General features: G+C 47.9%; 21 protein-coding genes and 1 pseudogene. 12 read left to right on the top strand and 10 right to left on the bottom strand.

Features of this window, described 5'->3' with window-relative positions:
- Positions 1-90: 90 nt before the first annotated feature.
- Positions 91-735: pseudogene (locus ON063_RS03355) on the top strand (RNA-guided endonuclease TnpB family protein); the annotation flags it as partial.
- A gap of 117 nt (positions 736-852) precedes the next feature.
- Positions 853-1,677, top strand: coding sequence for a hypothetical protein (locus ON063_RS03350; protein ID WP_274664235.1), 825 nt, complete (start codon positions 853-855; stop codon positions 1,675-1,677).
- On the opposite strand, the gene ON063_RS03345 is transcribed toward ON063_RS03350, so the two are convergent.
- A complete protein-coding gene (locus tag ON063_RS03345; protein ID WP_274664234.1) occupies positions 1,643-2,293 on the bottom strand; it encodes a C39 family peptidase in 651 nt (216 codons plus the stop codon). The genes ON063_RS03350 and ON063_RS03345 overlap by 35 nt on opposite strands.
- 74 nt (positions 2,294-2,367) lie before the next feature.
- Entirely contained in the window at positions 2,368-3,741 is a 1,374-nt protein-coding gene (locus tag ON063_RS03340) for a YjiH family protein (RefSeq protein ID WP_274664233.1), read from the bottom strand.
- Between the two features lie 260 nt (positions 3,742-4,001).
- On the opposite strand from ON063_RS03340, the gene ON063_RS03335 reads away from it, so the two are divergent.
- The 5 genes from ON063_RS03335 to ON063_RS03315 all read left to right on the top strand — a co-directional run bounded on the left by ON063_RS03335 (position 4,002) and on the right by ON063_RS03315 (position 10,399).
- The gene (locus ON063_RS03335; RefSeq protein WP_214876050.1) at positions 4,002-4,994 is read left to right on the top strand and encodes an LLM class flavin-dependent oxidoreductase; all 993 of its coding nucleotides are present in this window, start codon (positions 4,002-4,004) and stop codon (positions 4,992-4,994) included.
- Between the two features lie 137 nt (positions 4,995-5,131).
- Positions 5,132-8,365 carry an EAL domain-containing protein gene (locus tag ON063_RS03330; protein ID WP_274664232.1) on the top strand — a complete coding sequence of 1,078 codons (3,234 nt, stop codon included), beginning with the start codon at positions 5,132-5,134 and terminating at the stop codon, positions 8,363-8,365.
- A 2-nt stretch (positions 8,366-8,367) separates the two neighbouring features.
- Positions 8,368-9,123 (top strand): hypothetical protein, encoded by a 756-nt coding sequence (locus tag ON063_RS03325; RefSeq protein WP_274664231.1) that lies wholly within the window; start codon positions 8,368-8,370, stop codon positions 9,121-9,123.
- Positions 9,111-9,968: an MBL fold metallo-hydrolase gene (locus tag ON063_RS03320; RefSeq protein WP_274664230.1), complete on the top strand. Its 858-nt coding sequence runs from the start codon at positions 9,111-9,113 to the stop codon at positions 9,966-9,968. The genes ON063_RS03325 and ON063_RS03320 overlap by 13 nt, the downstream gene beginning before the upstream one ends.
- Positions 9,968-10,399 (top strand): GNAT family N-acetyltransferase, encoded by a 432-nt coding sequence (locus ON063_RS03315; protein WP_274664229.1) that lies wholly within the window; start codon positions 9,968-9,970, stop codon positions 10,397-10,399. Before ON063_RS03320 ends, ON063_RS03315 begins: the two co-directional genes overlap by 1 nt.
- Before the next feature lie 24 nt (positions 10,400-10,423).
- Here ON063_RS03315 and guaC read toward each other — a convergent pair whose 3' ends face one another.
- The 8 genes from guaC to ON063_RS03275 form a co-directional block, all read right to left on the bottom strand.
- The gene (gene guaC / locus ON063_RS03310) at positions 10,424-11,407 is read right to left on the bottom strand and encodes a GMP reductase (RefSeq protein WP_274664228.1); all 984 of its coding nucleotides are present in this window, start codon (positions 11,405-11,407) and stop codon (positions 10,424-10,426) included.
- Positions 11,408-11,608: 201 nt separating this feature from the next.
- Positions 11,609-13,666 (bottom strand): PAS domain S-box protein, encoded by a 2,058-nt coding sequence (locus tag ON063_RS03305; RefSeq protein WP_274664227.1) that lies wholly within the window; start codon positions 13,664-13,666, stop codon positions 11,609-11,611.
- A gap of 112 nt (positions 13,667-13,778) precedes the next feature.
- Complete coding sequence (locus ON063_RS03300) at positions 13,779-14,963, bottom strand: MFS transporter (RefSeq protein ID WP_214695632.1); 1,185 nt, start codon at positions 14,961-14,963, stop codon at positions 13,779-13,781.
- 156 nt (positions 14,964-15,119) lie between these two features.
- The gene (locus ON063_RS03295; RefSeq protein ID WP_274664226.1) at positions 15,120-17,129 is read right to left on the bottom strand and encodes a catalase; all 2,010 of its coding nucleotides are present in this window, start codon (positions 17,127-17,129) and stop codon (positions 15,120-15,122) included.
- A gap of 133 nt (positions 17,130-17,262) precedes the next feature.
- A complete protein-coding gene (locus tag ON063_RS03290) occupies positions 17,263-17,916 on the bottom strand; it encodes a hypothetical protein (protein WP_271305858.1) in 654 nt (217 codons plus the stop codon).
- A gap of 45 nt (positions 17,917-17,961) precedes the next feature.
- Positions 17,962-19,164, bottom strand: a complete 1,203-nt coding sequence (locus ON063_RS03285; protein ID WP_274664225.1) for an NAD(P)/FAD-dependent oxidoreductase — start codon at positions 19,162-19,164, stop codon at positions 17,962-17,964.
- Positions 19,165-19,263: 99 nt separating this feature from the next.
- Positions 19,264-21,690 carry a chitobiase/beta-hexosaminidase C-terminal domain-containing protein gene (locus ON063_RS03280; RefSeq protein ID WP_274664238.1) on the bottom strand — a complete coding sequence of 809 codons (2,427 nt, stop codon included), beginning with the start codon at positions 21,688-21,690 and terminating at the stop codon, positions 19,264-19,266.
- Positions 21,691-21,772: 82 nt separating this feature from the next.
- Positions 21,773-22,747, bottom strand: a complete 975-nt coding sequence (locus tag ON063_RS03275) for a lamin tail domain-containing protein (protein ID WP_274664224.1) — start codon at positions 22,745-22,747, stop codon at positions 21,773-21,775.
- 377 nt (positions 22,748-23,124) lie between these two features.
- On the opposite strand from ON063_RS03275, the gene ON063_RS03270 reads away from it, so the two are divergent.
- The 5 genes from ON063_RS03270 (at position 23,125) to ON063_RS03250 (ending at position 26,494) form a co-directional block, all read left to right on the top strand.
- Positions 23,125-23,886 (top strand): alpha/beta hydrolase, encoded by a 762-nt coding sequence (locus ON063_RS03270; protein WP_274664223.1) that lies wholly within the window; start codon positions 23,125-23,127, stop codon positions 23,884-23,886.
- Positions 23,887-24,015: 129 nt separating this feature from the next.
- Positions 24,016-25,671 carry a glycoside hydrolase family 13 protein gene (locus ON063_RS03265; RefSeq protein ID WP_274664237.1) on the top strand — a complete coding sequence of 552 codons (1,656 nt, stop codon included), beginning with the start codon at positions 24,016-24,018 and terminating at the stop codon, positions 25,669-25,671.
- A 54-nt stretch (positions 25,672-25,725) separates the two neighbouring features.
- Complete coding sequence (locus ON063_RS03260; protein ID WP_274664222.1) at positions 25,726-26,064, top strand: hypothetical protein; 339 nt, start codon at positions 25,726-25,728, stop codon at positions 26,062-26,064.
- 57 nt (positions 26,065-26,121) lie between these two features.
- The gene (locus ON063_RS03255; RefSeq protein ID WP_015880320.1) at positions 26,122-26,325 is read left to right on the top strand and encodes a YwbE family protein; all 204 of its coding nucleotides are present in this window, start codon (positions 26,122-26,124) and stop codon (positions 26,323-26,325) included.
- A gap of 1 nt (position 26,326) precedes the next feature.
- The gene (locus ON063_RS03250) at positions 26,327-26,494 is read left to right on the top strand and encodes a hypothetical protein (RefSeq protein ID WP_015880321.1); all 168 of its coding nucleotides are present in this window, start codon (positions 26,327-26,329) and stop codon (positions 26,492-26,494) included.
- Positions 26,495-26,639 lie beyond the last annotated feature (145 nt).

Below are 26,639 nucleotides of genomic sequence, written 5' to 3'. Positions count from 1 at the left end.
CGAAAGAAATCCCTTTGTTGAAGCAGCAGTTCGACTGGTTAAAAGAAGTTGATAGTACCTCTGTGCAGACCAGTGTCAAGCATCTAGCCGATGCCTAAGACCGGTTCGTCAGTTGGTGTGGATGTGGGTTTAAAAGATTTCGCCATCTTGTCAAACGGAACCGTATATAAGAACGACCGTTATTTCGTATCCCTAGAAAAGAAGTTAGTCCGAGAGCAACGCAAGCTTTCTCGACGTCAGTTGATCGCTCTAAATAAAAAAGTAAAATTATCTGAAGCTAAAAATTATCAAAAGCAGAAACGTAAAGTCACTCGAATTCATGAGAAAATCGCGAACAAGCGCAATGATTTCTTACACAAGGTGTCGACCGAGATTGTCAAAAACCACGACATCATCGGAATTGAAACCTTGCAAGTTAAGAATATGCAGAAGAACCGCAAGTTGAGCAAAGTAATCTCTGACGTAAGCTGGTCGGAGTTCCATCGAATGTTGGAATATAAAGCCGATTGGTACGGCAAGACAGTCGTAAAGGTTAGTAAAACTTTTGCTTCCAGCCAACTATGTTCTTGCTGCGGCTACAAACACAAAGACGTTAAGACGAAGCGCTTACGTGAATGGACGTGTCCGAATTGCGGAGTCCATCATGATCGCGATATTAACGCAGGTATGAATTTGAAATTAGAAGCTGAACGAATCTTAGCTTCTTCAACCGTCGGGACGACGGGGCTAGCCTGATAATGCTTCTCTCGATAGAGAGGATAACTCAGGAATCTCCCACCTCTAAGCAACGCGTAGGTGGGAGTAGTTCAAAAACTCTCGAAAGCGGGAAACGAACGAGAGAGGAGGGATGACATGGAGGCAGTACGACTGTTACAAGATACGATCCGATTTCAGCAGGCACTGTGCGATACAACGCTCGGGAAAGAACTGATTCCAGAGGCGTCGCCTGTCCTTTGGTACGGTCGTCCTCGTCCGAATCAATGGCTGACTATTGGGACGAACCCGTCACGCGGCGAGTTTTTACATCGAGACGGGACACCGAGAACGGGGAAAGCCCAAAAGTTCTATTGGCGGAACGCGCTCTCGTTTGAAGATTACCTCGGAAATGAAGAGGCGCTGCAAGAAACGATAGAACGAGCATCGTCCTATTTCGAATCGGGTCGCGCAACGACGAGCTGGTTCGGGAAACCGGGTGGCGCCAAACTTGAGGCACTGTTGAACGGGATGGGGCGAACGTTTTATGACAATCCGGCCTCTGTCATCCACGTCGATTTTTTTAAACTTGCGACGTATGAACAAATGGGGAAGATGAAGGCCGGACGCGGCTGGATGGAGCATCCGACCTCGATCGAGTTATTAGAGCGCACAATTACATATATCAAACCGACACGGTTGATTGTGCTCGGACGAGACAACTGTCGTGCCTTTAGCGGTTTTTCAACAATAGGAAGACTGTCTGCTTATCCTGCCATCACCTATGAAATTGGACGCCATGAATCGGGCATCCCGATGATTGGACTTCATATGAAACCGTCTGAAGTGTTCGTCGGGCTCGGGAATGGTCGGGATTTAAACGGGCTGCATTACGGGTCATATGCCAAGCGTGAGCATCTGTTAAGAATCGGACAAGCGCTTGAAACGATTATGGACGAGCGGCTGGCGGATGGACGCGCGTGATACTTCCCCAGAAATTGAATTCATTGAAGTCGATATAGCGCATGTCTTTTGAACGGTTGTCGAGCACGGTCAACAAGATGACGTCCGGAAAACCCCGTTTTTCAAACTGTAAATAACCGATTCCCGTGACGGAATGATTTTTATAAAAGCCGTTCGCCATATTCAACACAAACGGGCGACCCGCTTTCAGCTCACACTCAAACGTCGACCATTTCCATAGATAGCGGGAACTGCCTCGACCGTCATACCCGTATCGCTTCCATAGCTTCGTGATGATGGTGGCGATTTGAGTCGGGGGTGTCCCTTTCTCATCTTTGAAATGATGCCTGAAGGCAATCTCGCGCACATCTTCTTGAATCTGTGTCACATCATCTGGGATATTCGTATACCCATGGTCTCGATAGAAACGAAAGATCGCGGTGATGGATGTCAACGTACAGTTGTTCTTTCCGTTCTCGAACTGGCGTTGGAGCAAGACGGGCACGCTTTCAATCTGTACGGAGCGCTTTAATGTCCAGCGTCCGTGATAACGGTCGTTCACGTAAAGCTCCGGGTCGATGATTCCGGCATATCCGTTGTTCGCGACCTCGAGTTGTCCTGCAAATGGGTGCTCCATCTAGGTCTCACTCCTTTTTCTTTTAGTATACAAAGGACGCCCCATCTCATAAAAGAGAAAGGGCGTCGTTTTCGTTAAAAGACAAGATGCGCGATTCCGACGATGATTGGGAGCGTGATGAACGTCCGTAACAAGAAGATTAAGACAAGGTCGAGGAATGAGATCGGTAGTTTTGAACCGAGCAGTAAGCCCCCGACTTCAGACATATAGATAAGCTGAGTGACAGACAGTGTGGCGATGACGAAACGCGTCAACTCGCTCTCGATGCCGCTTCCGAGGACGGCCGGCAAGAACATATCGGCGAAACCGACGACCATCGTCTGAGCAGCCTCCGATGCCTCAGGTACTTGCAGGAGCATCAGGATTGGTTCGAACGGCTTCCCGATAATGGTAAAGAACGGCGTATATTCTGCGATGACGACCGCAATCGTCCCGACCGCCATGACGACAGGGAGAACACCGATCCACATATCGAGGACGTTTTTGAAGCCGTCTTTGAGTGTCTCTAGGAAGCTTTTGCTCGAACGTGACTTTTGTAGCGCTTGTATCAATGCCCACTTCCCGAGTGAAACGTCTGACGGCACGTCTTCTTCTGGTTTGAGCTCTGTCTTCTCATAGGCCGTATCTGCTTTTTTAGATAGTGGATAAATTCGCGGCATGATGAGCGCTGCGACCAAGCCAGATAAGACGATCGCTCCGTAGTATGGTAGGAAGTATTGATCGAGTTCGACGTATTGTAAGACGACGATAGTAAACGTGATGGAGACGACGGAGAAGGTCGTCGCAATGATTGATGCTTCCCGTTTCGTGTAATAGCCTTCCTCATACTGTTTTGTCGTCAGTAGAATCCCAATCGTCGCATCCCCGACCCATGAAGCGAGCGAGTCGAGTGAGGCGCGCCCTGGCAAGCGGAAGAGTGGGCGCATGATTTTCATCAAGAACGTCCCGACGAACTCGAGAAGTCCAAAGTTCAAGAGGAGCGGTAACAACATACCTGCAAAAAAGAATGTCGCAAACAAGATTGGAATCAAATCAAAGAGCAACAAGCCCCCAGTAAATTCTGACGTAATCATCTCTGGTCCGAGTGTGAGTAGCGTCATGACACCGGCGACAAAACCGATGATGCGCATGACGAACCAAAACGGTGTCACGCTAAAGAGTGCGTTGATGGACGGTCGTTCCGCCATAAAAGCTGGACGTACTGTAAATAACAACAAGGACCCGACAATTGAAACACCCATCATGATGACAGCGAGTGTCGGGACGAACTCGCCAATCCACTCAATCAATAGATTGGACAAGAAGGCAACCGGAATCGTAAAGCCTTCTTCTGATGAGATTGGTACGATGAAAAACATGATGCCGATGAGCGATGGAATCAAGAACTTAAAAAAGTCTCGACTCGAAAAAGAAGTTTTCTTTCCGTCTGGTGTTGATGAACCATTCATGATGCATTCCCCATTTCCCCGAAGTGTTTGTGCTGTCTATGTATCCCCATTACACATCCAGCCCTAATTAAAACGTATTTCTTTATTAGTATAAAAAATATGACCAGGTGCTATCAACCGAATGCGTAAATTTTCTGAAAAATATAAAGTGGACACTAGGCAAAACATTCGTATTCCATAGAGGCATTTAGTATGATGACGGCGAGTCCAACAAATTCAAGATATTTAGAAACTTCATTATAGAGATAGGAGAATGCATCATGAGATTGAGTGTGTTAGATCAGGCGCCGGTCACGTCTGGTCATACAGGCGAGCATGCGCTGAAGAGTGCTGTCGAGCTCGCGCAAGTCGCAGAGGAGTTGGGATATTACCGGATGTGGATGGCTGAGCACCATGGCGGCATGTCATTCGCGAGTTCGGCTCCAGAGGTGATTGCGGCCTATCTGGCGGCGAAAACGAACAAGATTCGTCTCGGATCAGGCGGCATCATGATGATGCACTATTCGCCACTGAAGATGGCGGAAGTGTTCAAGACGCTCAGCGCCCTAGCACCAGGACGCATCGACTTTGGTGTCGGACGCGCACCAGGCGGGGACGCGAACGCCATCTATGCGATGTCACAAGGGCAGAAGCCAATGATGGACGGTCTTTACGAGAAGCTTGATACGACGCTTCAATTAATCAAAGATGAAGCACCGGAAGAGCGGTGGTATAAGAACACGCCGGCAGCCCCGACAGGCGTCACGCTACCAGAAGCGTGGTTACTCGGATCGAGCGGGAACAGTGCCGTGCAAGCCGGTCGAATGGGACTCGGTTATTCGTTTGCTCAATTTTTCAATGGCGAACTGAGTGCCGAAACACTCGATACGTATCGCCACCACTTCACTCCCTCTGATTTTATGGAGAAACCGGACATCAGCGTCACGTATTTGGTCACGACAGCAGAGACGGAAGAAGAGGCCGAATATTTGGCTCGACCGTCTGATTTGTCACGGCTCTTCTTGATGCGCGGACAGTTGAGACAGTTATTAAGTCCTGAAGCGGCTCACGACTATCCGCTCACAGAAGTCGATAAAATTCATATCGCCAACAACCGAGCGATCCACCTCGTGGGGACGCCAAAACAAATCGCGGAACAGTTGCGAGATGAATCGGAACGCTATGGTTTCGATGAAGCGATGATTTGTAGCATCCAGCATAAGCAAGAAGATCGCTTGAACGTCTATCGCCTACTAGCGAACGAGTTGCTTTGATTCGACGGACACCTTCTCAGATTGAGGAGGTGTTTTTGTATGAATGAAAAACGTTTTCCCATTTTTTCAAAGGTTTTCTCCCTAGTCGGAGCGAAACCAACTACACTATAAGAAAAAGGAACAGGTGGAGGTATACGATGCAACGGATGAAAGGCGACCCATATTATCTATTCGAGCTGTTCACACGCTTGTATCGAATGGTGTTTCTAATGGAAGTGACGGATGAAGGCTATCTTTATGTTCATGTGAGCGATCAAGGGAAAGTCGCTTCCTCGCTTCCTGATGATGTGGAAGGTCAGTATTTACATGAGATGTATCGTTCAGAAGTGGCAGATGAATTGATTGGACATTATGATGCGGTCGTCGAGACGGGGGAACCGGTCTATTTCATGTCAAAAATGAATGTCGAATCCAATACGGCCCGATTCGCCTCCTCTATGCTTGTGCCAATCGAAGATGAATCGGGTGTCGTGCGCTATGTGCTCAGTTTGACGACGGATTTGTCAGAAGAAGCGGAAATCAAGTTGTTACGTAGTATCGAACATATGGATTATTTGACGGGGATGCCGAATTTGATGAAAGTCAAATTGGATCTTGATCAACTGTTTGATCGACAGAGCGCGGAAGAAACAAGTGTGATACGCCTACACATCAATCGTTTCAAGATGATGATGTCGCTCCAAGGGGTGGAGCGCTCGAACGAATTGATTAAAGATATCACGCGTCAATTGGCGAATACGCTCCCGAAAGGTTCCATCATCGGTCGGGTCGATGGGGAAGACTTTATCGCGGTCTTGCCCCATGTCCCGATGAAGACGGCCTATATGTATGCGGAACATTTACTTGATGTCATCGCGGGTCATTCTTACAAAGTGGCCGATGCAGAATTTCCGTTATCAAGTTGTATCGGCATCAGTTCGGGAGTTGCTGACGCCGATCGCGTCATCATGAACGCCTCAACGGCTTTACTCGAGGCACGTCAGAACGGTAACCAAACGATTCATCTATATGAACATGATGAGTATGTTCAGCGTTATATTGATGAGATTATGATTGAGACGGAGCTTGTGAAAGCAATCAAACAAGATGAACTATATATGGTGTATCAACCGAAAGTGTCGATGGATGGGTCGATTCATTTTGAGGCGCTCATTCGTTGGAATAGTCCGGTGCTTGGGTTCGTCTCTCCTGAAACGTTCATTCGTGTGGCGGAACAGTCACTGCTTATTGAAGACGTGACACAGTTCGTCATGAATCGAGTCTGTCAGGACGTATCTGCACATGCAGAGCAATTCGAAGGTCGTCGTGTCGCCGTGAATGTGTCACCGAATTTGTTTCATGAGCATCACATGAATGAATTGGTTACCATCATTTCGTCATATGACCTGAAGCCGGAGCAGTTTGAGTTCGAAGTGACGGAGCACACACTTATGCATGAACCGGTCGCAGCCATCAAAACGGTTGAATCGTTGAAGCAGCAAGGATTCCGATTGGTGATTGATGATTTTGGGGTGAGTTATTCTTCTTTAAATTACTTGAAGCTATTTGAAATCGATGGCATCAAGATTGACCGATCATTCGTTGCACAACTCGATCAAGAGAATGGGATGAAAGAATACGAAATCGTCAAACTGATTGTGTCACTCGCTAAAAAGTTAGAACTTGAAGTGACAGCTGAGGGCGTTGAAACGGAAGAACAGTATCGTATTTTACGTCAGCTCGGCTGTGATGAAATTCAAGGTTATTTCTTTAGCCGCCCGATGGCGCTCGAAAACCTAGATGAGGCACTCGAAATCTTGTATTCTCACCAGGCGGTCTTATCAAAAATTGAACAGCCGTCGCAGTTACTTCATCCTTCACTCGATGAACGCGAGATAAAGCGAATAAAGGCCATCTTACGATTGGAGATTTTAAACACGCCACACGAAGAACGGTTTGATCGGATTTCCCGTTTGGTCGCACAAACGTTTCAGATGCCGATTGCCTTCATCTCCATCATGACGACGGACCAGCAATGGTTCAAATCGTGTGTCGGGATCGAACTCGAATCTTCTCATCTTAAGCGGGAGTGGACGCTATGTACGCGAGTTGTCACGTCGGAACGTCCGATTGTGATTGAAGATGTGGCAGCTGAAGCATTTGAGAGTGACAGTCCGTGGCTCGAACAAGTCGGGTTCTATGCCGGGGTGCCGCTCCGGACGAAACAAGGTCACGTCATGTGGCTCGAACAAGTCGGGTTCTATGCCGGGGTGCCGCTCCGGACGAAACAAGGTCACGTCATCGGTACGCTTTGTGTGGTAGATGCCCAGGCGAGAACATTCACTGAAGAGAATCTACATGCGCTCGAGTCGTTCACACACTGGGTCATGGCAGAGATTGAACATACAGAAATGTCACGGCGACAAATCAAACGCCAACAAGTCGTAGAGGCGTTGTATGAAGCGACGGCACTTCGTATGCCGTTTCAAGACCAGTTGGCACGAGTTCAAGAAATCTTATTGGAATGGGTCGGTTACTCGCATGCCGTGATCTTCTCAAGTGAACCCTCACATCGTCTCTTGGTCGAGAACGGGGTGTCTCGTCTGATGTGGGGGGAAGAAGAGCTACGCACCCTCCATCAACTGACGACGGTCGGTTCACAAACTCTTCAAGAAGGAGAACTGATTGTAGATGGAATTGAGTTCACAACGATTGTCAGCTTCCCTTTGACACATAAACACCAAGTGTTTGGGTGGATCGTCTTGTTGGCGGAGCAAGGGAATTTAAATGATCAACTTGACGAAGAATTGCTTCAAGAGTTGGGAGACACGATTCGGTTGCTTGCAAGATGGTTGGAGAACGGAATTCGGAAAGAGCGGAAACAACGCGAAATGATTCGAATTGCGACACAAGATCAACTAACAAAACTCTGTAATCGATATACACTCATGACTGATCTATATAGACAGATTCAGCGTTCACAAACAGTCACATTGTTGTTAATCGATATAGACGACTTCAAACGGATTAATGATCAATATGGTTACCTAATCGGAGATGAATTGTTGATTGAAATCGCACAACGATTGAGCGAGTTCGTGGAAACGTTTGGAGGTCAGGTATATCGATTTTCAGCTGATGAATTCATTGTGGTTCAAGAGGATGGACCTGTTGGCTCAAATGAGATGAACGACGTTATTTCCCAGGGAATAAACGCTTCAAATGGTGAAACCATCCGTCTTACAGTAAGTATCGGGGTCGCTACAATCCAATCTACCTCAACAATTGATTCGATTCTTCAGCAAGCGGATGCAGCCATGTATATTGCGAAGAATAATGGTGGCAACCAATGGTTTCAATACGATGGATATTCATATGATGAGGAGTTTTAAGTATGGGGAAATTGTGGTTGATTGAGGGGTTGCCGGGAAGTGGAAAATCCACATTTGCTGAAAAGATATGTGCGTTGAAAGAAGGTGTCTTCTATTCGGAAGTGGACGCTGCTCACCCCGTCGATCTGCATGAAATCTACTGGGTAACGGAACCACCTTCACATGGTACGATTCTTGATGAAATTGAAGGCGGATGGCTCGTTCGTTACGATGAAGGGGAAGAGCGCGTAGGAACGGATGTCTATGAGTTGCCCTTTACACTCCACACACGAATCATGTGCGAACGATGGCGACGTTATGTAACGAAATTCGAGCAGGAAGAACATGACGTCATCTTTGAATGTGCGTTGCTTCAAAATCCGTTCACGATTGGGATGGTCGCCCAAGACGTTTCGTTAGAGGCGATTGAAACATACGTTCAAGAGGTTTCATCGATTCTAAAACCAATCGAACCGACCATCGTTTATTTAGAGTTGAACGACGTTGCCCGTATATTTCCAGTCGTCTATAATGAACGACCGATTGAATGGCAACAGGGGTTTGTCGAGTATTACACGACAGGGTCCTATGCATCGAAACGTAACCTCGTCGGTGTATCGGGGACGATTGCGGTATTGGCAGACAGACAGCGACTTGAACTCGAATTACTTGAACGGATCCCGTTTCGTCATGTCCGAATCCAAAATGATGAGCGTTCTTCATTTGAAGAACTAACCAAATTGATAGAAGAGGAGTCGAGCCGTTCATGCAAACTTTAATCAAACATTCGGAACGTTTTTGGTATATGACGCCGGTTGCGCATACGGACCGTCCGATTCTTGGTGCCGTTATTGGTGACACCCATACGTTACTCATTGACGCAGGCAACTCCGTGGCGCATGTCTCAACCTTTTTAGGACAGCTTCAAGAGCGTGGCCTCCGTACGCCTTCGATGGTCGCATTGACACATTGGCACTGGGATCACATCTTCGGTCTTCCTGCCTTAGAAGGAGTGGTCTCGATCGCAAGCGAGGCGACGAAACACGAGATGGAAAAACTCGTCCCTTACGCTTGGGATGATGCATCATTGAATCAACGAGTCGCTGAAGGGATTGAAATCGAGTTTTGTGCCCAGGCAATCCGCGAAGAGTATGGCGATTCGCGAGACATTCAAATCGTTCTGCCAACATTGACGTTTCAGGAGTCGTTGACGCTTGACCTTGGCGGGGTTCATGTCATATTGAGGCATGTCGGTGGCGACCATGCAAGAGATTCGGTCGTTCTCTATGTCGTGGAAGAACGCGTCTTATTTTTAGGAGACGCGCTGTATGCAAATTTGTATGCCCCGACATGGCGGATGACACCAGAGGAGACACTCCGGTTGTTACATGTGCTAGAGACATTTGATGCACAACAGATCGTCTGGTCGCACGGTGAGATGGTAAGTCGTGAAGCGTTCGCAAAAGATTGCCTTGCATTGAGAAGAATCGCCATGATTTCAAATGATTTCCCAGGAAATACTGAGGAAATCACTCGTTCATACGCTACACTTGTCAATCGTGAGGTGAATGAGGAAGAGCAGGAGCTGATTACGTTTTTTGTGAATGGGACGGTGGAGAATTAATGCATACGATTGTACGAATCCATGAAGAAGACGAGTCATTTCAACAGTTTTTGACTAGGAAGCTACGTGATTATAATAATGTTCACTCTGCGCATCATCGCGAGATTCGCGAGGCGATCGTACCGGCTGTTCAATTGAAAATCGAGCAAGAAGGACGGGTCATTGCTGGCTTGTACGGGAGTGTGTATTGGGGATGGTTCGATTTAGACCGTTTATGGGTGGAGTCGAACGTTCAGGGACAGCGGCTCGGGAGTCGGTTGCTTGAAGAAGGGGAGACGATTGCGAAGTCGCTCGGTGCGACGCGTGTGAAGTTGACGACGTTCTCGTTTCAGGCGAAATCATTTTATGAGCGCTTTGGCTATACGGTCGCCGGTGTGCTACCGGACTACCCACCTGGATCTGACTATTACATGATGATGAAGGAACTATAAAAGGCGACACGAGGTCGCCTTTTTTTAATATACTTTATCCCCATTGAAGATTGAGTTTTTCACCATGACATAGTCTACCGTGCGCAATGCTTCGAGACTGTCGCCACCCGCGTAAGAAATCGCCGACTGGAGGTCTTGCTCCATCTCGGTCAATGTATCTTGTAGTGCCCCTTTGTGTTCGACAAACATCTTTTTCCCCTCGACGTTTTTTCGCTCCCCTTTTTGGAACTCGGAAGCAGAACCGAAATACTCTTTTAGTTGCTTGCCGTCTTGTTCAAACGTTTCCCCTGGAGATTCGTCATGGCCAGCGAACAATGAACCGATCATGACCATCGAAGCGCCAAAACGAATCGATTTGGCGATGTCCCCATGTGTACGGATTCCCCCATCCGCGATGATCGGCTTCGTCGCCGCCTTGGCACACCAGCGTAGTGCCGCCAATTGCCAGCCGCCCGTGCCGAATCCCGTTTTGATTTTCGTGATGCATACTTTCCCTGGTCCGATTCCGACTTTCGTTGCATCCGCACCGGCATGCTCCAATTCACGAACGGCCTCTGGCGTCCCGACGTTCCCCGCGATGACGAATGAACCAGGAAGGTGGTGCTTGATATGTTGAATCATTCGGATGACCGCGTTCGAGTGTCCATGTGCGATATCGATCGTAATGAATTCTGGTGTATGACCGGTCGACTGTAGCATCTCGATAAATGCATACTCCTCTTCTTTCACCCCGACGCTGATTGAGGCATAGAGACCTTTCTCATGCATGTTTTGGATAAACGCGAGACGCGTCTCAGGATTGAAGCGATGCATGATGTAAAAATAACCGTTCTCGGCCAACATGAGCGCCACTTTCTCATCAATAATCGTTTGCATGTTAGCCGGGACGACCGGTAAACGGAATGTGAAGCCCCCGAGCTCGACGGTCGGGTCACATTCCGAACGACTGTCGACAATACATTTTGCAGGAATTAATTGAATATCTTCATAATCAAACACTTTATCCATAAGTTGCACCCCTATTCACGAACATTAACATCTTGAACTATAAAAAAACTTCGCCCATTCGGTAATATAACGTGAACAGCTCTCAAAGTCAAAGGGAAACTTTGTGAAAATGGTCTAAAAATGAATGTATTTAGATTTTTTAGTGTTTAATGTTCGTATTTAGGTGTTTTACATATGTTTCACGTGAAAAAAGGACCATAATCATAGGTCCTTTGCGAGTACATATTGGTTTCGACCGTCTGCTTTCGCCTCATATAAAGCGAGGTCGGCACGTTTCAACAGCTGTTTAGTCGACAATCCTTTTGTATAACGAGCGCCACCGACGCTCGAAGTTGTGATGAATGTATGCTGCTCGATTTCCCAAGGTCGTTGTAACGCTTGGATAATCTTTTCGGCGACACGATGTAGAGAAGAAGGATCGGTGAATCGGATGAGGACGGCGAATTCATCGCCCCCGAGTCTTGCCACCATATCTTGTTTTCGGAGTACCGACGTCAATCGGCGCGCCAATTGCCGCAAAAGCTCATCCCCGACATCATGGCCGAACGTGTCGTTGATTTGTTTGAAACGGTCGACATCGAGTGCGAGAACGCCTAATTGCTCTTTCTCATATCTCGTCTCTTCGATGGCTTCTTCAAGATAGGCGAGGAAGTAGCGTCGGTTCGGCAAATCAGTCAGCGTGTCGTGATATGCCAAGTGCTTTAAGCGCTTCTCAAGCGCTTTTCGCTGCATGATTTCTCGGCTGACCGTCAAGTAGTGCAGAAGATGCCCTGATTCGTCATAGATAGCTTGAATTTTTGTCTCGAGCCAGATCCAGCGTTGGTCCGCGTGAAAGTGTCGGAATTCAAGAGTCAGCGAGACGTCCTGCTCTTTCAAGTCCTTCAATTGTGAACGGACGATTTGAATGTCATCTGGATGAATATAGTCGAGCGTATTCTTCCCTTCATAGTAATCGGCCGCAAAGCCGAGAACCGTACGATGAGAAGGGGAGGCGTAACGAACCGTTCCGTCCCGTTCTAATATGCAAACGAGATCACTCATGTTTTCTGTAATCAGTCTGTATTGTAACTCGCTCTGTCTCAAGGCCTGTTCCATTTCACGCTTTTCCGTAACATCACGTAAAATCGTCAATACGGCCGTCTGCCCTTCATAGTCGATGAGGAGACTGCTGATGTCCATATGGAGGCGGTCTCCGCTCGACGTCACTACGACCATCTCCGTATCTTGAACAGGTCCACCTAGTTCAAGGGAAGCGAGACGTGTTCGAGTGGATTGGTGATATTCTTCTGCAATAAAAGAGAAGATGGATTCACTTTCGAGATAAGTCTCGCCAATCGTTTCGAGCGCCATTGCGTTCGCATATAAAATCTTCCCCTCTTGGTGGACGATGATGCCTTCCGGAATCGTCTCGATCAGTTGGCGATAGCGACGTTCACTTTCGATTGTGGCCCGTTCGGCGTTCTTCTCAGGCGTTAAATCGATGATGATGGCAAACAATCCGGTGATGTTGCCACCGACTTCGATTGGGATGTTCAATACGGACAAATCAAGCCGTTCCCCAGACTCATGAGTGGCGTAAACCGAATACTTGTGCGGAATGCCGGATAACGTGAACTGCAACCCTTTCTGTACACGAGAGCGTTCGTCCTCGGGAAGCCAGTGAAGGAACGGTTGATGAAGCATCTCCTGCTCGGCATATCCGGTGATGCTCGTGACGGCCGGGTTGACCGATTTGATATTCAGATGATGATCAAGCACAAAAATGCCGTGGGGCGAGTAACGTCTTAATGACTCATGATGATCTTTCAAAATGGACAATTCAAGTTCACGACGCTTTCGTTCCGTCACTTCACGGACGACCGAGACGATGTGTGTACAATTTCCCTCGTCATTGAAGATAGGAGTCACCTCTGACTCGAAGTAATGAAGGGGGAGCGTCAATACGTCATTTGCTTCTACCGTATCTGTGTAGAACGAGTCAGCAAGACGATAGTCTTCATAGACGACACTTTTTTTCGTTCGAATCGCTTCATCGTAATATGTTGTGATGAGCGCGGCCGTTTCAGCGGGGACGAGTTCGTCAATCTGTTTTCCGACATCTGCGTCCGACCAGTTGATCGCGCGTTTTGCAGGTTCATTCACAAAGACGTATCGATAAGCTGAACCATCGACTTCCATAAAGAACACATAGTCTGAAATTTTATCGAACGTCCGTAATAAAATCGATGCGTTGTATTGAAGTGTTTGGTCAGCTTTCATCTCGTCTCCCTCATTTCGTACATTCTATTTTTTACACGTCATTTTTATCTTAACGTATCCTTCGATAAAATGTGTGAACTTTCAAAAAAAGACAGGATGCAATCACATCCTGTCAGGCAGCCTCTTTTAGTTGTTTTTGTTCGCTTCGGCCATTCATGAGGTAATACAAGAAAATGGTAAAGAGAACGACGCCGGAAAGCATCAAGTATAATGTCGAAAATCCAGTCAACGGAATGAGTAGACCGATGAAATATGGACCAAACCCGAGACCTGCATCAAGTGCGATGAAGAACGTCGAAGTAGCCATACCCATCCGGTGGGGTGGGGAAGCCTTGACGGCAATCGCTTGTGTACCCGACTGGATATTTCCAAACCCGAGCCCGATTAGAGCACCTGCGAGTAACAGCATCCAGCCGCTATTCGCTTGACTGAGCACGAGAAGACCGACGGCGAAAATCGCGATTGCTGGATACATGACCACATTAGCCCCACGCGCGTCCATCAACTTCCCTGTGATTGGACGAGACAACAGGACGGCGACGGAGTAGACGAGGAAGAAGATACTCGCCGCTTCAATCAAATCGAGTTCACTTGCGTAAAAGTTAATATAGGACAAGACGCTCGAGTAGCTGAGCGCGGCCATCCCGATGATGAGTGCAATCGGTAACGCCTTCGGTTCAACGAATGATTTCAATGAGAAACCACGAACGACTTCCGGTGCGTCTACTTCTGGTACATTCACGAAAAACGTACTCGCCAAACTGATCAGTCCGATCACGAAACAAAGCCCGAAAATGACGGTGAAGCTCGTATATTGGCTAAGGAGCAACCCAACGAATGGCCCGATGGCTGTCGCCAAGGTAGAGCTCATACTGTAGTAGCCAATCCCTTCACCTTTTCGTGTCGCAGGAATGACCTGTGCCACGATTGTTCCGGTTGCGGTACTCGATAATCCCATCCCGAGACCGTGTACGAAACGAGTGAGCAATAAGAACCCGACGCCCCAATGGACGAAGTACAACAAGATGGTGGCGGTGAAAAAGACGAGCCCGATATAAAGCGTCTTTTTCCGGCCGATCGAATCGATGAGTCGACCGATGAACAATCGTCCGGTCAACGTTCCGATGATAAAGATGCCGGTGACGAGTCCTGCTTGACTCGTCGTCGCCCCGTACGACTCGACGGCATGTACCCCGATGGTGACCATCAATAAGAAAAAGATGAGCGTCAGGAAGAAGTTGATGAGCGAGATAATTAAAAAGTCTCTCGTCCACAGTTTTTGGATAGGTTGTTGCATCGAACACGACGCCTCCTTTTCTTCAAATTCGAATAGTTAATAAACATAACTAAAAGAGTATACCAAATCAACACAGGATTGTCTGAGATGATGCATTCCATGAGTTCATGGAGCAAATAGAAAAACTCGACTCGTGAATCGAGTCGAGTGATATCGTTAAGCGCGGTCCCAAAAGCGGGCGGTTGCGATTCCGTCGATGAATGTATCGAATCCATCGAGGTTATGCTCGTTAAACGTGAAGACGCCAGGCTGGTCTGTCTTCACACGACATGTTGCGAGTGCTTCTTGATGATGCACGTGCAGGGCGAGCGGTTTATAGTGCTTATACGTGTTCTCGATGAACTCGAGGACATCATCTTCGACCGAGGTTGCGGCACTCACCAAGAAGGCGGCGTCGAAGAGGCTCGAGTCGACCGTGTCGTACGTCTCTTTTACTTTCAAGTCACCGAGCATATAGGCTTTCTTACCGACGAGACTATAGTTGACGTTGTGGTCGGCGAGTTGCTTCACCCATTGCTTCACTTGATGCGCATCCACGTCACCGGCGAGGAGAAGGGCGACGCTCTTCGTGTCTGGTTTTTTGATCGTGTTCGCCATCGAGAGGGCAGGGGACGTCTTGTCTGACTGGACTTCATTGTTTTCTTCAGGTACTTGCACGCCTAAATTGTCAGCGACGACCTCGGCGAGATGGCGATCGATCCGATTTAATAAATCGACGGCGTTCTCTTTCACCATATCCGACTCACATTTCCCGAGCTCGAAGCTGCAGGCGTCTTGAATGTGCTGCTTTTCGACATCGGTCATGCTGTTATAGAAGAGTTTCGCCTGTGAATAGAAGTCTAGGAAGCTGTCGCTGCGTCCTCGAATCTTATGTCCATCGACTTTCTCTTGATAATGCTCAAATCCGCCTTGGTCAGCTGGTACGGGCTCAGGCTGATTGTTATTGAGCGCATTTTTATGATAACTCGTCTGTCCTTTGTGGACGGCCATTTGATGCATGCCGTCACGCTGATTGTTGTGGAACGGACAAACGGGTTTGTTGATCGGAATCTGATGGAAGTTTGGTCCACCGAGACGCGAGAGTTGCGTATCTGTATAAGAGAATAAGCGCCCTTGTAAGAGCGGGTCGTTCGAGAAATCGATTCCTGGAACGAGGTGTCCCGGATGGAAGGCGACTTGCTCGGTTTCAGCGAAGAAGTTATCGACGTTTCGGTTAAGTGTCATCTTCCCGACAAGTTTCACAGGGATTTCTTCCTCAGGCCACAGTTTAGTCGGGTCTAAAATGTCGAAGTCATAGTTGAACTCATCTTCTTCAGGGATGAGTTGGAGTCCGAGCTCCCATTCCGGATAATCGCCTTTGTTGATGGCTTCATACAAATCGACACGGTGGAAGTCCGCATTTTTCCCGACTGCTTTTTGAGCTTCGTCCCATACTTGTGAATGGACACCGAGCTTCGGTTTCCAATGGAATTTGACGAAATGTGCCTTTCCTTCCGCATTCACGAGACGGAACGTATGGACCCCGAAACCTTCCATCATGCGTAGACTACGTGGAATTCCCCGGTCACTCATCGCCCACATGACCATATGAGCGGTCTCATGGTTTTGTCCGACGAAGTCCCAGAACGTATCGTGCGCGCTTCCCCCTTGCGGCACTTCCGTATGCGGTTCAGGTTTTACAGCATGGACAAGGTCTGGGAATTTGATGGCATCCTGAATAAAGAAGACAGGGATGTTGTTTCCGACTAGGTCGTAGTTCCCTTCGTCTGTATAAAACTTCGTCGCAAAACCGCGTACGTCACGGACTGTATCCGCAGACCCACGCGAGCCTTGGACGGTCGAGAAACGGACAAATACCGGTGTTGTCTTCGAAGGATCGTTCAAGAAATCAGCTTTTGTGATCTCGGCGAGCGGTTCATATACGTGAAACTCTCCGTGTGCCCCAACGCCGCGAGCGTGGACAATCCGTTCTGGAATCCGCTCATGGTCAAAGTGGGTCATCTTCTCCCGGAAATGAAAATCTTCAATCAAGGTCGGACCGCGACGCCCTGCCTTCAGTGAGAATTCATCTTCCGCCATCTTCAATCCTTGGTTCGTCGTCAAGCCTGCTTGTTGTTCGTTATCAATCGTATGTTGTTTTAACTGCTCTTCTTTCTTGTTCCCCATGTGATTGCCTCCCTTAAGTATGACTGACCGTTGTAAGTCACGTTTTGACCTACTGTATCGATGTTCCCTAACCCAAATAAAAAAATCCCTCTTTTTTCAAAAAAGAGAGATTTCACACAAACGGGTAACTCACTTATAGCGCGGCCCATACGTGCTGCTTCAAAACGATTTGTTGCACGATTTTCGGGTCAAGATCATATTCACTAGAGACGATTCGCGTCACTTTTGATTTCACGTCCGGGTCGTCTGGATCCTGTTTCGTATATTGTTCCTGCCACAACGCCCAGATTTGAATCTCTTTTCCAGTCAGTTTCGTCGACCACTCTTTCTCACGAAGCTGCCAGCCGAACATCATCTCGTCTGTTTGACCAGGTTCGACCCAGTCGGCAAGCGCATAGTCGCCTTCAGGAGCGAATACGGCCTCACCGAGTGGGGGTTCTGTCCCGATATAGGCGGCGTCATCATAAAATCGTAACAAGGCGGCCTGGAATTGGTCGGACTGTTGGACGTTCTCGATGACGTCATGGCTAATGGATTGAAGTTCATCCGTACTTGGTTCACCATGCACCACAACATCATATTCATATCGAGTCACATCATCTTCTACAACGGGTGAACGCTTTTCGATCGTGTATATTTCCTCAGAAATAGAGACTTGTTCAGACTTTAATTGCGTGGTGGGTGTCGACTCGTTTGGCCAAAACCAGATGGCGCAGCCAAGAGGGACGAGAAACACGATCAGTCGGCGAAACGTGTACACCCACCTTGCTTTTCTTTTTTTCTTCAATCCAAAAACACTCCTTCAATATGTAACAACCCCCAAGAATAGGGGTTACGTTCGATCTAGCCGAACGAGATCAGCGTCTGGATGATGCTGACCACGAACGAGGGCGCTCAGGATGCGAGAGCCGAGCATGCTATACACCGTCCCATTTCCCCCATATCCGAGCAAGTAAAACAAATTCGGTCGATTCGGGTGCTCTCCGATGAACGGGAGTTGGTCCACCGATTCTCCAAACAAGGCGACCCAGGCATAATCGACTTCGAGGTCATACATCGGGAAGAGTTCTGCAATTTTCTCCTTCACCCGTTCAGCCCGGTCGTTCATGAGTGCCTCATCGTGAGGCGTCTCTGCCTTGTCTTCGTCGAGACCACCAGCGATAATCCGACCGTCCGGAGTCGTACGTAAATATAGGTATGGTCGTTTCGTCTCCCAAATGAGTGCGCGTCCTTCCCATTCGCTGAACTCTGCAATCGGATTCGTTGCGATGGCGTATGAACGGTTCAAATCGATTCGATGAGAATCAAGTAGGGGAGCAGGACCGTAACCTGTCGCAAAAATGACTTTGTTCGCTTTGAATGTACCGTTTGAAGTGAGGACAATCCATCCTTCGCCATCTGAAACGACTTCATCTACTGATGTTTCTTCAAAAATCGGGACGTTTTGTTTCGATAAGTGACGAATGATTTGACGGCTGAGCGTGAGCGGATTGACTTCGGCATCACCTTTTGTAATCAAGGCCGCCGGTTTGTCGAATGGGAAACGTTCACGCAATGCATCGCAATCAAGCCATTCCACTTCAAAACCATGCTTCGAAAGCATCTCATACTCAAGTTTCAATTTGGCAACATCGGCCTCTTCGCTCGCAAAACAAAGGCTATCCCGGCGAATATAAATATCGGATGCCCCGACATCTTCCGCTACTTGATCAAGTGATTCGACGGCATCGAGACAAAGACGATAGAAGCGTACCGCCGCGTCTTCTCCGATTTTTTCGGCGAGTTCATGTAACATAATGTCATTTGAATATTGAATAAGACCGGTGTTGGCCGACGTGCTGCCTGTTCCGACTTTTCGTCCGTCGAGCACCGCGAAATCCACACCATCCTGTTGCAACGTGTAAGCTGTCAGCGTTCCCGACATTCCGGCTCCGATGACGAGCACGTCATACTGCTCTTTTTTCTCAGGTTGTTGCAACACCACGTCATCTGATTCGGTCGTTGGCCAATATAAATCTCCGTTATACAATTCCATCAGTTTCATCCTCCATGATTCAGCATCTTCCTTTTTATCCCCGCTTCAAGGGAGCTGAAACCAAAAAAAACGCAGACGATGTGTCTGCGTTTCAACATGTTATTTCTTGATGATGATGGATGATGGAGAAGCACCTTTCGCATACGTGATGCGCTGGACATTTTTCGCCCCGCGAATCTCGGCAAGGTTTTTTCCGTCAACAATCACTTCTTTCACTGTTGCGCCTTTGAAGTCGATGATGGCACCGGCTTCTTTCGGTTTCACTTGAACGACGACGTTTTTCAACGCATCACCCGTCAATTCCGTGTAAGCGCCACGGACAAAGATTCCGTTTTTAAAGTTTGTTCCTTTCCCAATCGTCACACCGATAAAGTCCTCTTGAAGGACGAGACGAGCGGCTGGATGATTTTCTACCGTGTAACGCGTCAATTCCACTTCAGGTTCTGGAGTGAAGTCGATTTGTGCGAGAACCGGATCATGGTCACTCGCGCGACCTGACATCTCGGTGAAGTCCGCATTGACGTGAATCATGTCAATCTTCGTAGAAGCGGCCAAGCGGTTCGACACGAGGATGTGGTCGAGTACTTGAGAGTTTCCTTGATAGACATATGAGTAGCGGTCAACAGCAGGGACTTTCTCGACCATGTTCGTCATCAAGTCACCTTTAAAGATTTGAAGTGCATCCGAGAATTCGAAATCGTTAAAGTCTCCGAGTGCGACAACGTTCGCTTCAGGGTTCTTCGTCTTCACGTCCGCCACGAAGTTGTGGACGACTTGTGCAATCTTCTTACGTTGTACTTCACTTCCGAGTACGACCGGCTGTTGTGAACCGAAGAATCCAGTATCGCCGCCTTTTGAGTTCCAGTGGTTCGCGATGACAATCACGTTCTCACCTTGGAAATCAAATTGAGCTGCCAACGGTTTACGTGAGCGATTGAACGCTTCGTTCGTCGGGTCGATACGTCCCGGGTTGTGCGTCAACTTCCCGTCAACATATCCGACTGCCGTCGTCGCGTCACCAGCAGGCATTCCATCCGTCAACGATACACGCGCAGGGTCATACAAGAAACCGACACGGATGTTGGCATCCGGTGCACCACCGTCTTGGTTGTTCTCAGGGTCGATGTTGACGTACTTATACGTTTTCCCGCCGACAGCGACGATGTTGTCGATCAAGCGTTGATAGCTTTGATCAGCGGCAGAACCCGCACCTTTGTCTTGTCCATCGTTATCCTGTACTTCTGTTACGCCGATGATGTCAGGGCTGTTCAATTCATTGACGAATGCTTTTGCCAATTTGAGCGCCTTCTCATCTGATGTTTCTTTAATGTTGTTCGAGAAGTTTTCTAAGTTGTAAGACGCAATCGTCAATTGATCTTCTTCTGCTTCGATGAACGTCTTCTCACGCTGCGCATCCCCTTTGACGAAGGCGGCTTTCATATCTTCGAGCGACGCTTGAATCTTGTAGTTTCCGAATGAGTAGCCGACGACACCAACGATTGGTCCGTTGAAACGGTCGCCAGTCGCCACATCGAAGTCACGCGCTTCTGCGTTCGGTTCGAGACGGAATTGAATGCGTTCCGGGTTTGCGTCGTTCTTTTTCAATAAGACACCACCATTGTAAGTCTCCGTTGGCGTATCTTCGAGAACAGTCACGAGGTCACCGTATTCTTGTGGTCCGACTGATTTCAAGTTGTTCGTTTGAACGCGCATGCCTTCGAGGCTTTCCCAGAAGTCGATCGCGTCTTTCTCCGGGTTGAAGACAGCAAGATTATCACTATCGATAAACTCTGTCGGTAGGTTGGAAGCATCGATCGTAATCGGAGTCGGGAGTGTCACACCGCTCGCGACGACTTCGACTTTTCCGTTACGTGTATCGATTTGCGTCATCTTCATGTCCGTCTGTTGGCGATCGCTATATCCTTCAATCGCGTATTCGCTCACTTTTCCGTTCACCTTGACGAGGTCACCGACTTGAATACCAGCGATTGAACGTCCGCCGTAAAGGACAATCCCTTCAGATGTGCGTGCATCGTCGTCGGCTTCAGCATCCGGTGTCTGGATGAAGTAATACGTCGTCCCGCTCGAGACGAAAGTAGATGTGACGATTCCTTCGACGCCCTCAACCGTCTGTCCGTTCATCGGAGCCGTGTGGTTCGCTCCTTGGATGTCGTGAATGCGAATCTTATCTGTGATTTTGTATGAGAATGTCGAGACCGCGCTGAACGTGTCGCCTGTTTTCACGACCGTCTTCAGTGTCGTCGAGTTTTCGATTCGAATCGAACCTTCGTAACGAGTTCCGTTCTCTTTCGGATCAGATCCGTCGAGTGTATAGAAAATTTCGGCGTCTGCCGTCGTCGTTGAGAGCGTGACGTCTTGCGGTCCGACAAACGTGCCGGCACCTGGTTTTGCGACGGCCGGGCGAAGGACTGACGTATCGATGACCGTGTCCGCTGGGTCACGCGGGATGATTTGATAAGCATCGTCAAACTGCTGAACGATTCCTGTGATGGATGAATAGTTCACATCTGTCTGTAAATCGAGAATGCCCCGCTCGTCACGAACGATGAACTCTTTCGTTCCGTCCGTTGCCGTCAAGTTTTGACCGCTACCAGTGAGCGTGACATTGTTGACGGTTACGAGTTCTGATTCGACGTCTTCGTTGATTTCTTCTCCCGTCACTACTTGTGCAGTAGGAAGCGTCGCTGCTTGTTTCGAGACGACGACCGCGCTGTTCACCGACGACGCCTGTGACGACGACTTCATCTCCAACATTGACCGCAAGGGACGTCGGTCGGATAGAAAGACCGCCTGTCGCATCTTGAATCGAGATTGTGTTCGCAAGTTTTCCAGTGACGACTCCTTTTACAGTGACCGTCTCATTTTCTGCTTTTGTCCGTGCGTCCGCGATTGAAATCGGCGTGATCGGTGCAGGTGGCTCCGTCGTGCCACCATCGCCATACTCGACGCCTTGGAACGTATGCGCCCCGAGGTTATCAAATGAGTCTTGTGGTGTCGATGTCCATTCGACAGCAGGATCGAAAGCATCGCTTCCGTCACTGTCGCCACGCGTGACCGTATCTTTACGGATGAGTGACTGGTCGGCAGTCGCGACGGTCGTTCCCCATTTCGTACCCGGATCGACACCGAGTTGACCGAAGACATCGAGAACAGTGTCTCCTTTTTTCAAGACGATCGTGTCATCTCCGTTGAAGTTCGTCACAGCGCTCGTTGTATTCGATTTCGCTTTCAATGCGTCTGACGCACTACCGTTCACGATGACATATGTAGCTCCTGGTGCGAGTGTTCCCGTCAAATTCAATGTGTTTCCGGCAGTTGTGCCACCGTTTGAATAGAGTTCAATTTTGTAAGCCGAAAGGTCGATCGTCGCGTTCGTTCCGTTAAACAACTCGATGGCTTTATTGTTGCTTGAGCCTTCTACATACTCTGAGATGAAGAGGTCTGAAGCATTCAACGTCTCGGCATGTACATTTGCCGCGATCGGCGTCATGCTACTGACAATGAGTCCTGCCGATAAAGCGAGGCCAGTGACTGCCTTAAATGATTGTGTTGGTTTCCCCATGTGTAAGTCTCCCTTGGATGTAATTGTGTAACCCGATTTCCCCCATCGTTTACTATCATAAATTAAGTATAAACAACCCTCCTTTACATCAAAAAACATCATGACAACGCTTACATTACTTTCCTTTTAACGAATCACTTGAAAAATTATTCGTGTATTGCCAAAAATGACAAACACATTTACCAAGTTTTTAATTACATGTTAAACATAAACAAGCAGACGTCAGAACTCAATCCACTAAATAAGAAGTTATGATTACAGTTTGATGACAAGGTAAACGAAACATGAAGAACTTGACGGTTGGGTCGATAACTTTTACACTCTTCTAATACGAATTAATTGTATCGGTTAAGTGGGAATTGAAAAGGAGGCAGTAAATGAGAGCAATCAACTATCCAGTCATTCCTGGAGCAGGCGCATTTTATTATGAAGGAAACGAAATTGGTATTTTGCTTTGTCATGGGTTCAATGGAACGCCTCAAAGTGTTCAAGACGTCGGAATCGAATTGATGAAACAAGGTTTTACCGTGTATGCACCGCGTTTAAAAGGACACGGGACAGACCCGGAAGATTTTCGATGTTCTACTCATCGATGTTGGTATAAGAGTGTGGTTGAAGGTATCGACCGATTACGTGAATCGTGTCGGACGGTCATCGTCGTCGGGCAATCGATGGGTGGGACGCTAGCGCTCAAAGCTGCGCTTGAGGAAAAGGCAGATGCCATCGTCACAATCAATGCTGCGTTATCCGTACCGGGATATGCGTGTCATGCATCAGATACCGAGTGTCGCTTCATTGATGAAGACGCTCCGGATATCGCAGCAGAGGATGTATACGAGATTGTCTATGACCGTGTGCCGACAAAGGCGATTCGGGAATTGCTTTCATTGATTGATGAGGTGAGACCACAAGTCGGTTCGGTAAAAGTACCGACATACGTCATCCATTCGGCTGTCGACAACGTCGTGCCACCGACCGATTCGATTTGGTTGTTCGATCAATTGCAAGGTACCAAAGAATATGCGGTGCTCCCGAACTCGTATCATGTCGCAACGATGGACCATGATTGGAGACACTTATCGAAGCTCATCGCCACTTTTTGTGAACAAGTTGGGACGCTTCATTCAAATGCAGTGTGAACTGCATTTTTTTGTGAGCTGATTCTTTGCAAACGCTTGCACTAATGCTATGGTAAATATGAATCATACCTTATTGTAGGAGGCACTTGCCGTATGGAGACGTTGTTCAGCCAAACGAAACAAACAGAAGTGAGTCGCGCATGGTGGAAAGAGGCGATCGCCTATCAAATCTATCCACGAAGTTTCAAAGATTCGAATGGGGATGGAATTGGAGATTTACGTGGGATTATCGAAAAGCTCGATTACTTAGAAGACCTTGGCATTGACGTGATTTGGATTTGTCCGATGTATAAGTCGCCAAACGATGACAACGGATATGATATTAGTGACTATCAAGACATTATGGAAGAGTTCGGAACGATGGAGGATTTCGATGCGCTGTTAGAGGCGGTGCATGCACGTGGCATGAAACTGTTGCTCGACCTCGTCGTCAATCATACATCGGATGAGCATCCGTGGTTCCTTGAATCGAAAAGCTCTAAAGATAATCCAAAACGGGATTGGTACATTTGGCGAGACGGAAAAGACGGTGCGCCACCGAGCAACTGGGCAAGTATCTTTGGTGGCTCAGCTTGGGAATACGATCAACAGACCGATCAATATTACTTACATGTCTTCTCGAAGAAGCAACCGGATTTGAACTGGGAGAACCGTGAAGTTCGGACGGCTATCTATGACATGATCAACTGGTGGCTCGATAAAGGGGTGGACGGATTCCGTGTCGATGCAATCAGTCACATTAAAAAGATGCCAACGGGAACGATGCTCCCATCACCGGACGGCAAGCCGGTCGTCACGGCGTTCTCGATGTACTCGAACATCGACGGCATCCATGACTATCTTCAAGAGATGAAACGGGAAACATTCTCGAAATACGATATTATGACGGTCGGTGAAACGAACGGGATCGAGCCGGAAGCAGCAGATCTTTGGATGGGTCCAGAAAACGGCGCAATGAATATGGCGTTTCATTTTGACCATGTCGATATTATGCGGCGGTCACGTCTGGCCCCACTCGATGTTGTCGAGTTGAAACGAATCTTCGATAAGTGGCAACAAGGTTTACGTGAAACGGGTTGGAACGCGCTATATATTGAAAACCATGACATGGTGCGTGCGGTCTCGCTCGTTGGGGATGAGCATCATTATTGGCGGGAGAGTGCGACCGCGCTCGCGATGATGTACTTCTTTATGCACGGGACACCGTTTATTTACCAGGGACAAGAGATTGGGATGAAGAACGTACCGCTTCCATCCATCCATGATTACGATGACGTCGCGACGAAGAATGAATACTTCGAACGGATTGCGAACGGGATGAGTGAAGTCGACTCGATGCAGCAAGTATGGGGCACATCCCGTGATAACGTGCGAACGCCGATTCAATGGGATGCGTCACCGTACGCCGGCTTCTCGACGACAACCCCATGGATGCCGATTCACGAAGAGTATGAGACGCTCAACGTCGAGGCACAGCGCAACGATCAGCACTCGATTTTATCATTTTACAAAGAGATGATTCGTCTTCGCCGAGCCGAAGATACGTTTACGTACGGTCGTTATCGTGATGTCTTGCCAGAGCATAAGCAGGCTTTTGTCTATGAACGTACATTTGAGAACAATCGATTCTTCGTGGTCGTCAACTTGACCGCGAATCCGGCAGAAGTGACCATCCCAGAGATTGCGGGTGCGACGCTTGTCATGACGAATGAAATCGATCCGGAGATGATTGATACCGAGACATTCATGCTTCGACCATTCGCAGCGCGATTATATCGTTTATGATAGAGAGGTACCTTCTGAGGAGGGTACCTCTTTTGAATGAGAGGTGGAGTGAGGATGCATACGATTGAATTTTCAAATGGGAATGATTCCGTACACGTCGTAATCGAAAGTGCCACTCGTGAACGATTAACTTTAAAGATTAATGAAAACCAGATCGTAACATTCGTGACAGCATATCTCAGTTTTGCGGAAACATTCGCGGAAGCTTTTCATGCTCTTCGAGGAACAGCGACACTTCGCGATATAGACGAAAATGAGGTCATGGACGTCATCTTCTCACATCGGGGAGTCCGTATTGTGTTTCGTGATCCTCTTCCGGAGAAGGTGCTACAGACCGATCAAAGTTACATGACGGAACCGATTCGACAAATCGGGATCTGGAATAGGCTGTGACAAATAAGGGAAAAGAGCATATGATAGAGGTTGACTAAATGGAAAGGGGTGTCGGGTATGGATGGAACGAAACGTGCTGACATTCGCCCAGGACTCCATGTCCAAATCGTTTTGAAACAAGATCAACGAAGCGGGAAGCTGACGAAAGGCGTCGTTCAAGATATATTGACGAACTCGCCACGTCATCCGCACGGAATCAAAGTGCGTTTGAGCGATGGACAGGTCGGTCGTGTGAAAGTGATCGAAGCTGGAGGTGAGTAAGATGAGTGAGAAAAAACTATCTTTTCAAGAAGCGATGAAACAAAAGCTGGCAGAAAAGAAACAGAACCAGACAAAGGTTCCGACGGGTTTACATGGTACAAAACAAAAACCGTTGACGAGCCAATTGACGAAAAAACCAAATAACCAGAAGAAACGTACTGGTATTTAAGACGACAGCTACTCGAAAAGAGTGGCTGTTTTTTTGAATATGCGTTTCATCATAAATGAATTTAATCATGATTTAATATTTCTAAACATTTTTATGTAAGCGCTTTAAGTGCTTATAAATAAGGAATCTTGATTAGTTAATGTGA

The organism is Exiguobacterium sp. B2(2022) (assembly GCF_028823655.1).
In the GTDB taxonomy this organism is placed as follows: Bacteria; Bacillota; Bacilli; order Exiguobacteriales; family Exiguobacteriaceae; genus Exiguobacterium; species Exiguobacterium aestuarii_A.
This window is presented reverse-complemented; position numbering and strand designations above follow the sequence as displayed.

Coding starts and splice junctions, on each gene's coding strand:
- ON063_RS03335 (WP_214876050.1), top strand. CDS start 4,002: ATGAGATTGAGTGTGTTAGATCAGGCGCCGGTCACGTCTGGTCATACA.
- ON063_RS03285 (WP_274664225.1), bottom strand. CDS start 19,164: ATGGAATTGTATAACGGAGATTTATATTGGCCAACGACCGAATCAGAT.
- ON063_RS03330 (WP_274664232.1), top strand. CDS start 5,132: ATGCAACGGATGAAAGGCGACCCATATTATCTATTCGAGCTGTTCACA.
- ON063_RS03340 (WP_274664233.1), bottom strand. CDS start 3,741: ATGAATGGTTCATCAACACCAGACGGAAAGAAAACTTCTTTTTCGAGT.
- ON063_RS03260 (WP_274664222.1), top strand. CDS start 25,726: ATGCATACGATTGAATTTTCAAATGGGAATGATTCCGTACACGTCGTA.
- ON063_RS03300 (WP_214695632.1), bottom strand. CDS start 14,963: ATGCAACAACCTATCCAAAAACTGTGGACGAGAGACTTTTTAATTATC.
- ON063_RS03295 (WP_274664226.1), bottom strand. CDS start 17,129: ATGGGGAACAAGAAAGAAGAGCAGTTAAAACAACATACGATTGATAAC.
- ON063_RS03350 (WP_274664235.1), top strand. CDS start 853: ATGGAGGCAGTACGACTGTTACAAGATACGATCCGATTTCAGCAGGCA.
- ON063_RS03345 (WP_274664234.1), bottom strand. CDS start 2,293: ATGGAGCACCCATTTGCAGGACAACTCGAGGTCGCGAACAACGGATAT.
- ON063_RS03250 (WP_015880321.1), top strand. CDS start 26,327: ATGAGTGAGAAAAAACTATCTTTTCAAGAAGCGATGAAACAAAAGCTG.
- ON063_RS03315 (WP_274664229.1), top strand. CDS start 9,968: ATGCATACGATTGTACGAATCCATGAAGAAGACGAGTCATTTCAACAG.
- ON063_RS03255 (WP_015880320.1), top strand. CDS start 26,122: ATGGATGGAACGAAACGTGCTGACATTCGCCCAGGACTCCATGTCCAA.
- ON063_RS03320 (WP_274664230.1), top strand. CDS start 9,111: ATGCAAACTTTAATCAAACATTCGGAACGTTTTTGGTATATGACGCCG.
- ON063_RS03270 (WP_274664223.1), top strand. CDS start 23,125: ATGAGAGCAATCAACTATCCAGTCATTCCTGGAGCAGGCGCATTTTAT.
- ON063_RS03305 (WP_274664227.1), bottom strand. CDS start 13,666: ATGAAAGCTGACCAAACACTTCAATACAACGCATCGATTTTATTACGG.
- ON063_RS03325 (WP_274664231.1), top strand. CDS start 8,368: ATGGGGAAATTGTGGTTGATTGAGGGGTTGCCGGGAAGTGGAAAATCC.
- guaC (WP_274664228.1), bottom strand. CDS start 11,407: ATGGATAAAGTGTTTGATTATGAAGATATTCAATTAATTCCTGCAAAA.
- ON063_RS03275 (WP_274664224.1), bottom strand. CDS start 22,747: ATGGGGAAACCAACACAATCATTTAAGGCAGTCACTGGCCTCGCTTTA.